The organism is Actinoallomurus oryzae (assembly GCF_039541955.1).
In the GTDB taxonomy this organism is placed as follows: Bacteria; Actinomycetota; Actinomycetes; order Streptosporangiales; family Streptosporangiaceae; genus Actinoallomurus; species Actinoallomurus oryzae.
In genome coordinates this window covers 41353-55350 of record NZ_BAABHF010000028.1, presented here as the reverse complement: position 1 = coordinate 55350, position 13998 = coordinate 41353, and the positions used below count along the sequence as shown (strand labels likewise).

The following is a 13998-nucleotide window of genomic DNA, read 5'->3' as shown; positions in this document are numbered from 1 at the left end:
GCACTATGGCCCCGTGAACACCTCCGACGCGACGATGCGCGCGGCCGTGGCCTCGGCCGCCGACGCAATGATCGCGCTCGGGCCCGACCTCACCGTACGCCTGTGGAACCCCGCCGCTGAGCGGCTGTTCGGCTGGGCCGCCGACGAGGCGATCGGCCGGCCGCTGCGCACGGTTCCGGAGGAGTACACCGCCGAGCACCGGGCCGTGCTCGAGCGCGTACGCGAGGGTGGGCACATCTCCTTCGCCACCCGGCGGCTGCACCGCGACGGGCGCCTGCTCGACGTACGCGCCGTCGTGAGCTGCATGCGGTCCGACGACGACGAGTTGCTCGGCTGGGTCGGCTTCTACCGGGCCGCCGACGAGGACGAGGCGGTCCAGCACCAGGCGGCCGAGCGGATCCGTCTCGTCCGCCGGCTCAACGACGTCGTGGCCGACCTGAACGCCGAGCGGGAGCTGTCGGCCGTCCTCGACCGGGTCGCGGGCAGTGTCATCGAGCTGACCGGCGCCGACGCGGCCGGGTTCGTGCTCATCGAGCAGGCGACCGGCACGCTGCGGCTCGTCAGCATCAGCGGCCTGCCGGAGCGCCTGCGCGGCGTCACCTCCGACCTGCGCACGAGCCTGGTCGGCGAGCTGCTGCGCTCCGGCCGTACGGTCATGCTCGCCACCGCCGACACCCGCAGCCTCGGCGATCTGATCTGGTCGGAGCTGGAGGGCCTGCACACGATCGCGCTCGGCGTCTCCACCGTGCACGGCCGGCCGTACGGCGCCCTCTACGCCCTGTTCTCCGGCCACAAGGCGGGGCACATCGAGCTGGAGCTCCTGGAGCTGTTCGCCGGGCACGCCGGGGTCGTGGTCGGCAACGCGGTCAGCTACTCCGAGGTGGTCAAGCAGCGTAAGCACGAGCGGGCCGTCATCGAGGCCAGTGCCGACGGCATCGCCGTGCTCGACCGTGACGGCATCGTCCGGCAGTGGAACCCCGCCGCGCGCGCGATCACCGGAATGGACGCCGACGAGGTGATCGGCCGGCCGCTGCCGTTCGCGCTGCCCGCGCCGGACGCGGAGCCGACGATCCAGGTCGAGTCGGGCGTCTGGCTCAACGTGCTGTACTCCGAGATCGAAGACCACGACGAGATCGTCGTCGACTTCCGCGACGTGACCGAGGCCAAGTCGCTGGAGGCCGCCAAGGACCTGTTCCTGTCGATGACGAGTCACGAGCTGCGCACGCCGATCACCGTCGTGCACGGGTTCGCCCGCACACTCGTCAACCGGTGGGACAAGCTCGGCGACGCCGACCGGCGGCAGGCGGTGGCGATCATCGCCGAGCGCGCCCAGACGCTGGGTCAGCTGGTGGACAACCTGCTCTACTCCCGCGCGGTGCCCGACGGGCTCGACGTGACCAACGAGCCGTTCGACCTCGACCGTCTCCTGCACGGCGCGGTCGAGGGCTTCCGCGGGATGTCGGAGCAGCACACGCTGGAGCTGATGATCGACGAGAAGCTGCCGGAGGCCCTCGGCGACGCGATGGCCACCGACATCATCATCGGGCAGCTTCTGGAGAACGCCGTGAAGTACTCCCCGGGAGGGGGCACCGTCACCGTACGCGCGGACGCCGAGGACGAATTGATCGTTGTCACCGTCGAGGACGACGGTGTCGGCATCCCGGCCGGAGACCGCGAGCGGGTCTTCGAGCGCTTCGTCCAGGGCGAGGCGGGGGACCGCCGCCGGTTCGGCGGACTCGGGCTCGGGCTCTACATCGTGCGCAGACTCGCCCGCGCCCAGCATGGAGAGGTCACCGCGCACGCCCGGCCGGACGCTCCGGGCACGCTCATGCGATTCACCCTCCCCCGTGCCGACCACCGACAGTAGTCGGTCATACTGTACGTTCTGTGGCGATCTACACCATCATTTCGTGCGCGGTCGAGGTCACCGTTGCTCGTTGTGTTGGCAATAGATTCCTGTGGCAGGGTTTCCGACCGCTTTAACTGGGCATTTCGGTCGTACCGGAGTGACGTTACGGGGAGTGTCCGGGAGAAGTTCCGCGCCCCCTGGGGAGGTGAGGGCGTCGAGCGTCGTATTCCTGCCGCATGCGCCGTCGAGTGTTTCGGTGGTCCGCAGGCGTCTCGCGGCGGAGCTCCTCGAGTCGGGGGTGTACGAGGACATCGCCGATGACGCAGCCGTGATCGTCAGTGAGCTGATCAGCAACGCCCTTCGGCACGCACGCCCCCTACCCTCCGGGGACATACGCGTCGCGTGGAGCCGCCAGGGCGATCTCATCCAGCTCGCGGTCAGCGACGGCGGTGCCATGACCGAGCCCCGGCGCGCCCGCGCCACGCTGTCCTCGCTCGGCGGGCGCGGCCTCGGCATCGTCGAGTCCCTCGCGGACGGCTGGGGAGTCCACCACGATGACGGCGGCACCACCGTCTGGGCGACCCTGCACTCCCCGCACACGAACAACGGCCGGTCGGCCGTCGATCCCCCGTACGGCCTGCTCAACCAGGCCCACTGATCCCACACCGGACGCCGCCCGCGGGGCGGGCTCTCAGGCCGGGTCGCGCAGCACCGGGCAGGACATGCAGCGCGGGCCGCCTCGTCCGCTGCCCAGCTCGCTGCCCTCGATCCGGATGACCTCGATGCCCGCCGCCTCCAGCCGGGCGTTGGTCTCGACGTTGCGCTCGTACGCCACCGCCAGCCGCGGCCCGACCGCGAGCGTGTTGTTGCCGTCGTCCCACTGCTCGCGCTCGGCGGTGACCGGGTCGAGGCCGGTGTCGATCACGCTCAGCCGGTCGATGCGCATGGCCTGCGCGGCGGCCTCCAGGAACGGGCGGGCGCGAGACACCCGCAGGTCGCCGTTCTCGCTGGTCACGGTGTAGGCGGTCAGGGAGTACGCCACGGCCGGGTACATGACGACCTTGTCGACGTCGACCATCGTGCAGATCGTGTCGAGGTGCATCGTCGCGCGGTCCTGGGCGATCGGCACCGCGAGCACGGTGTGCACCAGCCCGCTGGCGAAGACCTGCCGGGCCAGCCGCTCGACCCCCGCCGGCGTCGTACGCTCCCCGGTGCCGATGGCCAGCACGCCCGGGGCCAGGAGCAGCACGTCGCCGCCCTCCAGGTGCTCCAGGGCGGGCTCGTACACGGGTGCGGCGTTCTCGAACCTCGGATGGTGCCGGTAGATCAGCTGGGTGAGCGCGGTCTCGCGCTGCCGTGCCGGCATCGCCAGGCTCGTCACGGCCACCCGGTCGCCGATCCAGACGCTGGAGTCGCGGGTGAACAGCAGGTTCGGCAGCGGGTCGATGACGAAGTCGTGCCGGTCCATGAGCTGGTAGACCAGGCCACGGCCGGTCTTCAGCTCCTCGTGGGCGAGGCCCGCGACGAGCACCTGGGTGAGGGCCTCCGGCGTCAGGTCGCCGAGGAACGCTCCCAGGATCTTGCGAAGCTGGTCGCCGAGCCGGGGGTCGTCGAGCACACCGGCGATGGCCTCGTCGCGCGCCGGCTGGTACTCCAGCGTGTCCTGGAGGAGTTCGGTCAGGTAGAGGACCTCGACGTCGTGGTCCCGCAGCGCCTGCGCGAAGGCGTCGTGCTCCTGCTGGGCACGGCCGACCCAGGGGATGCCGTCGAAGAGAAGCTGGTCGTTGTTCCGCGGCGTCAGCCGCCTCAACTCAGCGCCTGGACGGTGCAGGAGCACGGTCCTCAGGCGGCCGACCTCGCTGTCGACACGGTAGGCATGAGTCACATTTGCGAGCTTAGTCGCCCTAAGTGAAGCCGTGAGTTTTCGCCCAGTAGGCATCTTTCATGGACTTTCCCACCTGCTCATGGCAGAAAGATGCCGTACTCCTTGATCTCCGGTGTCAGGTCCGGGTGCAGGTCCGCGGTCGCCACGAGCTCCTCGGCGGAGGAGAAACGGCCGACGTGCTCGCGCATCGACACGATCCGCTCGGCGATCTCCGGAGTCACGCCGGACAGCATGGTCAGCGCGGGTGCGGGCACGTGGTTGACGTCGATCAGCCCGCCGTCGTCGTACTGCCGGGGCAGGTCGGGCCGGCCGATGCGCAGCTCGCGGGCGAGCGCGACGTCCTCGGCGGCGTGCTCGCGGGCCTGCCGGCGCAGTTCGCGGCGCATGTTGGCGGCGGCGATCGCCTGAGCGTTGGCGTCGCCACGTTGGCGTCGCCGCGGCCGGGCCGGCGGTGGGGCGACCATCGGCGCCGGCCGGCCGTTGAACAGCACGACGCCGTTCGGATCGACCGTGATGATCACGCGCTTCTCGTTGCCGACCAGGCCGATGATCAGCCAGACCGGCAGCCACGCGCCGCAGGTCAGCACGCTGATCAACAGGTGTGCCGCATGGTTGACGTCGCCGCCGTTGGCCATGATCGCCTGGTTGTCGACCTGCGACTCGATCCGCCAGCCGCGCGCGACCTGGCGCATGACCGCGTTGCCGAGGATCGCGCGAAGCCGGTCCGGCGGCAGCGGAGATCCAGGCTGAAACGGAACCATGCTCCCCCTTTTGACCTCGTGTGCCCGGCTCAGCGCACCGCGCGGGACTCTCCGGCCCAGTACGGCTCGCGGAGCTGCCGCTTGAGGACCTTGCCCGTCGGGTTGCGCGGGATCGTCTCCACCCACTCGACCGAGGTCGGGCACTTGAAGTGCGCCAGCCTCTCGCGGCAGTAGCCGATCAGCTCCTGTTCGGTGATCTCGCCGCCGCGTACGACGATGGCCTTCGGGGTCTCGCCCCACTTTTCGTCCGGTACGCCGATCACCGCGCAGTCGGCCACCGCCGGGTGACTCATCAGGGCGTTCTCCACCTCGGCCGGGTAGATGTTCTCCCCGCCCGAGATGATCATGTCCTTGACGCGGTCGTGGATGAACAGGTAGCCGTCCTCGTCGAGGTAGCCGGCGTCGCCCGTGCGCAGCCAGCCGCCGGGCAGCAGCGTCTCGCGTGTGGCCTGTTCGAGCGACCAGTAGCCGCGCATGTTCTGCGCGGTGCGGCAGACGATCTCCCCGACCTGGCCGGTGGGCAGCTCGTCGCCGGTGGCCGGATCGAGGATCCGCAGCTCGACGCCGGGGCCCGCCGTGCCGGCGCTGCGCAGCCGGGTGCCGTCGGGCACGTGATCCGCCGGAGGCAGGTACGTGATCGAGCCGGTCGTCTCGGTCAGCCCGTACACCTGCATGAAGCCGGTGCCCGGCAGCAGCTCCATCGCGCCGCGCAGCACCTCGTCGCTGATCGGGGAGGCGCCGTAGAGCAGGAGCCGGAGACTGGACAGGTCCGCCTCGCGGACCTGCGGGATCTGCTGCATGAACAGCAGCAGCGCCGGAACGAGGAACACGTGCGTGACCCGGTGTGCCTCGATCGCCCGGGCGATCGCGACCGGGTCGGGCTCCCGCACGATCACCGCGGGGATGCCGGCGTAGACCACGCCGACCGCGAGGGCGCAGCCCGCGATGTGGTACAGCGGCATCGCGACCATGTTGACGCTCTCGGGCGTCAGATCCCAGAGCTGGTCGACGACCGGCAGCAGCGCGAGGAAGTTGTCGTGCGTGAGCATGACGCCCTTGGGCCGCCCGGTGGTGCCGGAGGAGTAGAGCTGGGCGAACACCTCGCCGGTGTCATCCCGCCGCTCCGGCTCATCCGCACCGCTGGTGCTCCAGGTCGCGTAGCTCTCGTAGCGCTCCGTTTCGCCGACCACGATCACGTGCTCGGTGTGCTGGAGATCGTCGGCGATGGCGTCGAGGACGGGGACGAACTCGGGTCCGGCGACGAGGACCTTCGCCCTGGCGTTGTCGACGATGTAGGCGACCTCGGCGGGCGCGAGCCGGTAGTTGACCGGCACCTGGACCCCACCGGCACGCGCCGCGCCGAACAGCAGCTCGACGCAGGCCAAGGAGTTTTTGTCGAGCACGGCGACACGGTCACCGGGCCCCACGCCGGAGGCGCGCAACGCCGCCGCGACAGCGTCCACGCGCCGATCGAACTCCGCGAAGGTGACCTGCTCGCTCTCGTAGATGTAGGCGATCCGGTCGGGGTGCGTCGCCGCTTGCTCGCGGAGCATGCCGGTGAGAGTCATGGCCGAATCATGCGGGACCCGACATCACGCGACAAGGCTCGCGCTAACTGCTCTTCGCCATTTTGCTGATGAGGGTCACGATCACCGCGCCGATGACCGCGAGGAAGCCGATCCAGATGAGGAACTTCAACGCCGAGATGATCATGCCGATCACCATGAAGACCAGCCAGATCGCCAACAGCACGCCGACAATCGAAAGTATCGCCTTGCCCATGGGGCGAGCGTACGCGTTCAGCGCGGCGACGGCACCGGTTACAAGCCCTATCAAAGTGACAATCGCGACAAGATGCCTCCCGTACGCCTGCGGGAGCACCGACGGATTGTCACTCCGCCGGCCGAATCCGAGCACCGCGGGCAGCGCGACGAGTGTGACCGTACCTGCGACGACGGCCGCGCGGCGCCACACCGCCGGCGCGCGCCTCGTCACGTACGCCGCACCGAAGACCAGCGGCGCGAACACCGCGTCGTGCGCGACCGCGACACCCGCGAACCAGATCGCCCAGCCCACGACCCCGATGTGGCGGCCGATTCCGGCGAGCCCGACGCCGATGAGCACGGCACCGGCGGCGTAGAGCATCCGGCGCACCATCAGCTCACCTCCAGCTTCGCGACCCACTTCGTCTGCATGACGCCCGGCCGGTCCGGCGCGATCAGGCGGCAGGGGTAGCCGTGGTCGAGGGAGAGCGGCTCGCCGTTCACCTCGAGCGCCAGGAGGGTCAGCGGGTCGTGCCAGTGCGGCGGATCGACCTGGGACGTCCGGTAGAGGCCCTCCTTCTGCAGCGACTCGACCCGTACACGCGCGTCGTCCTCGACGCCGGCCGCGCGCAGGACGTCCCTCAGCCGCACGCCGGCCCAGGTGGCCTCGGCACTCCACCCCTCGACGCAGGCGATCGGCAGCCGTACGACGTGCCGGGGCATCCCGCGCAGGTCGTCCAGGCCGAGCGAGAGCTCCCGTCGTACGGCACCGGTGACCGTGAGCCGCCAGCCGGTGCTCCGGGTGACGCCGGCCGCGAGCGCGGTCTTGTTGACGGGCAGGCGCTGCGGACCGGTGCCGGGGCGCCGGGGGGCGAGGACGGCCAGGTCGCCGAGTGGTGTGAACGTCTCGCCGACGGTCGTCACCGCGACGAGGCCGCAGGCTCCCGCGACCGTGGCGAGGAAGCCGCGCCGCGACGGCCCGTACGGCGGCGGAGGCCGTCGCAGCCCCTTGACCTTGGCCCACTCGTCGGCGGCGTGGATGAGGACGGCGCCGAAGACGACATAGGCGGTCCAGTAGTGCGCCACCGTGAAGAAGAACGGGAACGGGTACCAGTAGTCGACGTTGAACAGGCCGGTGACCAGCTGGAACAGCGAACCGCCGACGAGAAGGAAGACGACGCCGCGCCGGGCCGCGTGGGCCACCGAGCGGATCGGCGGCCACTGCCACAGCTTCGGGTACACCGTCCACAGCTTGGCGAGCAGGAGCGGGATGGTGGCCATCCCGCAGATGACATGCGCGCCCTGGGTGAACCGGTAGAGCCCGACCGGCCGCGACGGCCAGACCATCCATGACGGCGGATGCTGCATGAAGTGACTGACCAGGCCGGTGACGAACGCGACGGTGAAGCTGACGCCGAGACACAGCCCGAGCCAGGCCGCGACCCGTTCGTCGTGGAGACGGCTGGTGAAGACCGTGCCGATCCGGCGAGTGAGGCGTTCGGCGTCCGTGCCGACCCGCCGTGTCAGCCGCCGGGAATCGGCGGCGGCCATGCGGGTGATACGCGCTGGGGCGACGCGGCGTATCAGGCGTCGGGGATCAGCTCGGCGAAGCATCGCGCCGCCTCCGTCCAGATGGTGGTCACGGTCAGCCCGGCCTCGCCGGCGCAGGGGCCGATCGCCTCCACGTCGAGATGGGCCCAGCGGAACCAGTCCCCGGCCCGCCCTCCGTCGCGCAGCCGCAGCCGTTCGGTGCGGGTCGTGTCGCCGAGTTCGACGATGGCGCGGCCGGTCCGGTCGAGGAGCGCCGCGACGCGTCGCAGGAGCACGGGCGGGTCGCCGCCGATGCCGATGTTCCCGTCCGCGAGCAGCACGGTCTGCCAGCGCCCCGCGCCGGGGATCCGGTCGAACACGTCGCGGAGCAGCGCCATGCCGCCCGCGGCCCGGGTCATCTCCACGGCGTACGGGGTGACGTCGATGCCCAGGGCGGGCAGCCCGCGTTCGGCGAGGGCGACGGTGAGACGTCCGGGACCCGACCCGATGTCCAGCGTCGGTCCCTTGCACCGGTCGAGCAGGGCATCGTCGCCGGGCCGTCCGTCGCGCCACTGGTCGACCGGGAGCCGCTCCGTACGCCCGTCCTCGTGTTCGATCACGACCTCGCCCAGGCCGGCGAGCGAGCCCTCGTACAGGTGGCCGATCATCGTGCTCCCGCGTGGACGGCGTGTTCGGCGGCGCGTACGGCGGCGGCGAAGCGTGTGCCGGGAGCCTGAGCGGCCACGCGTACCGCGTCGCCGGCGGTGTCGACGTCCCGCAGTGTGCCGAGCGTCGCGACGCGGAGCCCGGCCAGGCGTTCGAGCTGGCGGGCGCCGGTGTCGGGACGGGACATCGGGACGCCTCGGAGCCGCTGCGGGTCGGGGTCGCGCAGGCCGAGCAGCCAGAACCCGCCGTCGGCGGCCGGCCCGTACACCGCGTCGCAGTCGCTGAGACGCCTGCCCGCGTCGGCGAGCATCCCGGGTGTCACCTGCGGCGTGTCCATGCCGATCAGTACGGCGGGCCCGTCGACGTCCGCGAAGGCGTTCGCGAGCCGTTCGTCGAGCCCCGCACCGCGCTGGGCGATGACCTCGACCCCGCGCGGCAGCCACGCACCGGGCCGTCCCTCCAGCGCGACCACGCGACGCGTCGCGGGAGCCGCGACGACGGTGTCGAGCGTGTCGGCGAGCGCGGCCTCGGCGATGAGCGCGGCCTGCCCGGACGTGTACGGCGGGCTGAGCCGGGTCTTCACCCGGCCCGGCACCGGCTCCTTGGCGATGACGAGGAGCGTGAAGCTCACGTGCCTTCCTTCGCCGGCAGCGCGTCCGGGCGCGTGCTCAGCGCTTCGCCGCCCTCTTTCGCCGGGACGCGCCTGCGCATCGGTTCGCCCGCTTCGCTCACTCATGAGGCCTCCAGGACGCGGCGCATGTCGCGTACGGCCTGGAGCGTGCCGCGTACCGTCCCGGTGACCTTCGACCGGCCCGTACGCGGGTGGTAGGCCACGTCGGTCTCGCTGATGCGCCAGCCGTTCTCGGCGGCCCGCAGCACCATCTCCAGCGGGTAGCCGGAGCGCCGGTCGGTCAGTTCCAGTCCCAGCAGCCGTTCGCGGTCGACGGCCCGCATCGGGCCGATGTCCCGCAGCCCGAACCGCCGGGCGATGAGCGCGTTGCCGAGACGGGCGTGCGGGGGCCAGGCGCCACGAGCAGTGGGCCGCCGGCGGCCGAGCCCGAGCGCGGCACCGCTGAGAAGGCCCGTGACCTTCGGCAGTTCCGCCGGGTCGAGCGAGGCGTCGGCGTCCATGAAGCAGACGATGTCGCTGGTGGCGGCGAGCAATCCCGCGTGACAGGCGGCGCCGAATCCTCGTCGCGGCTCGTGCACGACGTGGGCACCGTGCGCGGCGGCGACGTCCGCCGAGCCGTCGGTGGACCCGTTGTCGACCACGATGGCCCGATAACCGCCGGGCATGCGGCCGAGAACCCAGGGCAGCGCCGCCGCCTCGTCGAGGCAGGGCAGTACGACGTCGATCATGCGAGGACGCTAAGCCCGCGGAACCGCCGCCGACCCTTACAGGATGATGACGCCGCGTCACAGCCGGTCACCGCACAGATGCTTACGAAGCGATGACGCCGCCTTCGCCGCAAACCCTTACGGAGTGATGACGTACCAGGGGTGTCCGGGCTGGTCAGCCCTAGTGTCGGAGGGTGTCCCGCTCCCAGACGCCCGGCTCCGAACCCACGGTCGCCGACCCCGCGCCCCTGTCCGGCGACCTCGTTGCGCCGGACCGACCTGAGGCGCACGGCGAGCCCAGGGAGCCCAGCGGGTCCGGCGGGAGCGGCACGGTCGGCGCGGTCGTGGTCTCAACTGGAGACGACGTCTCCCCACGGCACCCGGGACACCGCCGGACGGCGATCTGGGCGGGGGCCTGGGCGGCATTCGTCGCCGTCGCCTTCGGGGTGGGAGCCGCGTTGCGAGCGGCCGGAGCACTCCCCGTGGACGCCCTGCCGCCGCTGCACGCCTCCGCGCGCCTGCTGATCGGCCCTCTCGTCCCGGCGGTCGTCGTCGCGTCGGCCGGCGTCGCCTTCCTGCCCGCGGCAGCCCGGCGTCTGCGCTGGCGGCCGCTTCTCGCGGTCGGCTGGCTCGCATCCGCCCTGTGGGCCGTGACCCTCCAATGGCCCGACGGCGTGGGCCGCCCGCTGACCGCGCCGACGGAGTATCTCGCCGGCCTGCCCGCGATGGGCGACCACCCACTGGCCTGGCTGCGCGGCTTCACCCGCCACCTCCAGGAGTACCCGACACACATCAAGGGCCATCCACCGCTGCCGGCCCTGATCCTGTGGATACTGCGGTGGACAGGCCTCAACGAACCGGTCTGGGCCGCCGCCCTGGTGATAGCCGTCGGCACGTCGTCGGTCGCCGCGATCGCCATGACGATCCGCACCCTGTCCGATGAGGAGACCGCCCGCCGCGCCCTGCCCTTCGTAGCGCTGGCACCCACGGTCATCTGCCTCGCGACCAGCATGGACGCCCTTTTCCTGGGCGTAGCGGCATGGGCCGTCGCCCTGACCGCCGAAGCGACCGCCCGCGCCGGGGAGGATGCTCCCCACCCGCCCGGGGGGACCAGCCCACTCCAATCATCAAGCCCTGTGGATGATGGGCACAAGACCTTCCACAGGCTGTGGATAACCGTTCGCCTGTGGGGCGGTTTCCACGCCCCCGCGCGATCCACGGATCACGACATCTCACCGGACGCGCGGCCACCCAGCCTCGCACGCGAGCGGTCGCCGGCCGAGTTTCCTCCGCAGCGATACGGACTCGCGCGGCGGTTGCCGGTCGCGGTCGTCGCGGGGGTGGTGACGGGCTCCCTGCCGTACCTCAACTATGGGCTCGTCACGATTCTCGCCCTGCCGCTCGCGGTGTTCCTCCTCACCCGGCCGCGGCGCGCGATCGTTGGCGCGTTCGTCCTCGGCTGTGCCGTGGTGCCGCTCGCCTTCACGCTGGGCGGGTTCCTCTGGTGGGACGGGGTGATGGCCACTCACGCCGCCTGGGCCGCGGGTGCGGGATCGGACCGGCCCTACGCCTACTTCTTCGTCGGAGATCTCGCCGTCCTCGCGCTGATCATCGGTCCCATGGCCGGCGCGGCGCTCCCGTACGTCCTGCGGCGGGGGCGGGCGCTCGGGGTTCTCCTCGCCGCGGCGCTGCTCGGCGTGCTCGCGCTCGACCTGTCCGGAGTCACACGCGGTGAGGTCGAGCGGATCTGGCTGCCGTACGCTGCGTGGTTGACGGCGGCCGCCGCCGTCTACCGGCCTCCCGCCCGGCGAGCGCTGCTCGTCCAGGCCGTCACCGCCCTCCTGATCCAGGCACTGGTGAGATCGCCATGGTGAACACCGAGACCGGCCGCATCCTGGTCGTCGACGACGATCCGACCGTCGCCGAGGTCGTCGCCCGCTACCTCATGCGCGACGGGTACGACGTCGACTGCGTCGCCGACGGGCACGCCGCGCTGCGCGTCGCCGCGCAGAGCGATCCCGACCTGGTCGTCCTGGACCTCATGCTGCCCGGCATCGACGGCCTCGAGGTCTGCCGCAGGCTGCGGGAACGCCGGCCCGTGCCGATCGTCATGCTGAGCGCGCTCGGCGAGGAGACCGACCGCCTCGTCGGGCTGGAGACCGGCGCGGACGACTACGTCACCAAGCCGTTCAGCCCCCGCGAGCTGGCCCTCCGCGTGCGGTCCGTGCTCCGCAGGGCCCGCGGGGCCCTGGCCCCGACCGGCGAGACGATCCACGACGGCGACCTCACCGTCGACTCCGCCGCGCACGAGGTACGGCTCCGCGGCGAGTCCGTCTCGCTCACCGTACGGGAGTTCGACCTCCTCGCCTTCCTCATGCGGCATCCGCGGCAGGCGTTCACCCGCGCCGAACTGCTGGAGAAGGTGTGGGGCTGGGAGTTCGGCGACTCCTCGACGGTGACCGTCCACGTTCGCCGGCTGCGCGAGAAGATCGAACCCGACCCCACCGCCCCCCGGCGCATCCTGACCGTCTGGGGCGTCGGCTACCGCTACGAGCCCACAACATGATCCCTTTCCACGCGTTCGCCGAGGTCGTCGCGTACGCCGCCGGGGCCGCGCTGGTCGCCGGCGCGGTCGGCGTCGGCCTCCTGTACGCCCTGCGGGCCCGCTCGATCACGACCCAGCTGGCCGTCGTCTCGGCGGCGACCGTGCTGGCGACCGTCGCCGGCATCGTCACGATCACCCTGAAGATGCTGATCACCGACCACGACCGGTCGGTGACCCTGACCGTCACGGCCATCGCGGGCCTCGTCGGATTGGGCGTCTCGCTGCTGCTCGGCCACCGGCTGATCGCGGGCAGCCGCGCCCTGCTCGACTCCGTACGCCGCGCCGGTGACGACGGCCGCTTCGTCCCGCCGGACCGTACGCTGCCGGCCGAACTGGACGGACTCGCCGCCGAACTCTCCGCCGCCTACACGCGCCTGGAGACCGCCCGCGCGCGCGAGCGCACGCTGGAGGCCAGCCGCCGGGAGCTGGTCGCCTGGGTCAGTCACGACCTGCGTACGCCGCTGGCGGGGCTGCGGGCCATGGCCGAGGCGCTGGAGGACGAGGTCGTCGCCGACGCCGAGACCGTACGCCGCTACCACGCCCAGATCCGCGCCGAGGCCGACCGGCTGGCCGCGATGGTGGACGACCTGTTCGAGCTGTCCCGGATCCACGCGGGCGCGCTCCGCCTGTCGCGCCGGCGTGTCGGCCTCGCCGAGCTGGTCTCCGACACCGTGGCCGGTACGGAGCCGCTCGCTCGCGCCAAGGGCGTACGGCTCAGCGGCCTGGCCGACGAGATCCTCCCGGTCGAGGCCGACGCCGCCGAACTCGGCCGCGCCCTGCGCAACCTCGTCGTGAACGCCATCCGCCACACCCCGGAGGACGGCGGCGTGGAGGTCGTCGCCGGGATCGAGCAGGGCATGGCGTGCGTGACCGTGTCGGACGCGTGCGGCGGCATCCCCGAACAGGACCTGCCCCGGCTGTTCGACGTGGCCTTCCGCGGCGAGGCGGCCCGTACGCCGGGCGGCGGCGCGGGACTGGGGCTCGCCATCGCCCGCGGCATCGTCGAGGCCCACGACGGCGAGATCGGCGTGTCGAACGCCGGCACCGGCTGCCGCTTCGTCATCCGCCTCCCCCTGGGCGTCTAGAGGTCGATTACGAACTGCTCGATCGTCCGGCCCGGTTCGAGCAGCGCGGTCCGGCCGCTCGGCGCGAACCCGGCTCGCCGGTACAGCCGCTGCGCCCGCTCGTTGCCCGAACCGGTCCACACCTGCAAACGCGTGCCGCCGAGCGCGGCCACGTGCGTGCGCAGCCGCTCCAGGAGCAGCCGGCCGACGCCCTGTCCCTGCCGGCCGGGATGCACGAACACCATGGAGATGTGGCACAGCCCGTCCACCCGCGCCCCTCGTCCGTCGAGGTCACGGCCGGGCTCGGCCAGGAGCATCCCGCATACCCGCCCGGACGCGACCGCCACGATGACGATGGCGTCCGGCTCACCGAGCTTGGCGCGTACGCGATCGACCCGCGCGGCCTCCGGCGGCCGTCCGCGCGCGACGTTGGCCGCACGCCACACAGCGACCGCGTCATCGTGGTCCGCACTCTTCGCCAAACGCGTCGTCATCAATGGGAGCTCCGTTCTGTGGCGGCCCGGGTCGTCCGGACCT

Annotated in this window: 14 protein-coding genes; 5 read left to right on the top strand and 9 right to left on the bottom strand. The window is 71.8% G+C overall.

Going from position 1 to position 13998, the window contains the following annotated elements; all coding sequences use genetic code 11:
* The first annotated feature begins 13 nt into the window (after positions 1-13).
* Positions 14-1867 carry a sensor histidine kinase gene (locus ABEA10_RS27240; protein ID WP_345468783.1) on the top strand — a complete coding sequence of 618 codons (1854 nt, stop codon included), beginning with the start codon at positions 14-16 and terminating at the stop codon, positions 1865-1867.
* Positions 1868-2021: 154 nt separating this feature from the next.
* Entirely contained in the window at positions 2022-2507 is a 486-nt protein-coding gene (locus ABEA10_RS27235) for an ATP-binding protein (RefSeq protein ID WP_345468782.1), read from the top strand.
* Between the two features lie 33 nt (positions 2508-2540).
* Here ABEA10_RS27235 and ABEA10_RS27230 read toward each other — a convergent pair whose 3' ends face one another.
* From ABEA10_RS27230 to ABEA10_RS27195, 8 genes are all read right to left on the bottom strand, one after another.
* The gene (locus tag ABEA10_RS27230; RefSeq protein WP_329249146.1) at positions 2541-3734 is read right to left on the bottom strand and encodes an arginine deiminase; all 1194 of its coding nucleotides are present in this window, start codon (positions 3732-3734) and stop codon (positions 2541-2543) included.
* Between the two features lie 77 nt (positions 3735-3811).
* Positions 3812-4495 carry a ComEA family DNA-binding protein gene (locus tag ABEA10_RS27225; protein WP_345468780.1) on the bottom strand — a complete coding sequence of 228 codons (684 nt, stop codon included), beginning with the start codon at positions 4493-4495 and terminating at the stop codon, positions 3812-3814.
* 29 nt (positions 4496-4524) lie between these two features.
* A complete protein-coding gene (locus ABEA10_RS27220) occupies positions 4525-6063 on the bottom strand; it encodes a long-chain-fatty-acid--CoA ligase (protein WP_345468779.1) in 1539 nt (512 codons plus the stop codon).
* A gap of 43 nt (positions 6064-6106) precedes the next feature.
* Entirely contained in the window at positions 6107-6640 is a 534-nt protein-coding gene (locus tag ABEA10_RS27215; RefSeq protein WP_345468778.1) for a hypothetical protein, read from the bottom strand.
* Between the two features lie 11 nt (positions 6641-6651).
* On the bottom strand, positions 6652-7809 hold the full coding sequence (locus tag ABEA10_RS27210) for a molybdopterin-dependent oxidoreductase (protein WP_345468777.1): 1158 nt from the start codon (positions 7807-7809) through the stop codon (positions 6652-6654).
* 32 nt (positions 7810-7841) lie between these two features.
* Positions 7842-8456 carry a class I SAM-dependent methyltransferase gene (locus tag ABEA10_RS27205; protein ID WP_345468776.1) on the bottom strand — a complete coding sequence of 205 codons (615 nt, stop codon included), beginning with the start codon at positions 8454-8456 and terminating at the stop codon, positions 7842-7844.
* Positions 8453-9085 (bottom strand): TIGR04282 family arsenosugar biosynthesis glycosyltransferase, encoded by a 633-nt coding sequence (locus ABEA10_RS27200; RefSeq protein ID WP_345468774.1) that lies wholly within the window; start codon positions 9083-9085, stop codon positions 8453-8455. Before ABEA10_RS27200 ends, ABEA10_RS27205 begins: the two co-directional genes overlap by 4 nt.
* 101 nt (positions 9086-9186) lie before the next feature.
* On the bottom strand, positions 9187-9813 hold the full coding sequence (locus tag ABEA10_RS27195; RefSeq protein WP_345468773.1) for a glycosyltransferase family 2 protein: 627 nt from the start codon (positions 9811-9813) through the stop codon (positions 9187-9189).
* A gap of 173 nt (positions 9814-9986) precedes the next feature.
* Here ABEA10_RS27195 and ABEA10_RS27190 point away from each other — a divergent pair, with 173 nt between their 5' ends.
* Genes ABEA10_RS27190 through ABEA10_RS27180 form a run of 3 tightly spaced genes read left to right on the top strand, consistent with a single transcriptional unit; the run spans position 9987 to position 13482 of the window.
* Positions 9987-11666: a hypothetical protein gene (locus ABEA10_RS27190; RefSeq protein ID WP_345468771.1), complete on the top strand. Its 1680-nt coding sequence runs from the start codon at positions 9987-9989 to the stop codon at positions 11664-11666.
* Complete coding sequence (locus ABEA10_RS27185; protein WP_329249170.1) at positions 11660-12358, top strand: response regulator transcription factor; 699 nt, start codon at positions 11660-11662, stop codon at positions 12356-12358. The genes ABEA10_RS27190 and ABEA10_RS27185 overlap by 7 nt, the downstream gene beginning before the upstream one ends.
* The gene (locus ABEA10_RS27180; protein WP_345468770.1) at positions 12355-13482 is read left to right on the top strand and encodes a sensor histidine kinase; all 1128 of its coding nucleotides are present in this window, start codon (positions 12355-12357) and stop codon (positions 13480-13482) included. The genes ABEA10_RS27185 and ABEA10_RS27180 overlap by 4 nt, the downstream gene beginning before the upstream one ends.
* Here ABEA10_RS27180 and ABEA10_RS27175 read toward each other — a convergent pair.
* Entirely contained in the window at positions 13479-13955 is a 477-nt protein-coding gene (locus tag ABEA10_RS27175) for a GNAT family N-acetyltransferase (RefSeq protein ID WP_345468768.1), read from the bottom strand. The genes ABEA10_RS27180 and ABEA10_RS27175 overlap by 4 nt on opposite strands.
* Positions 13956-13998: the final 43 nt, after the last annotated feature.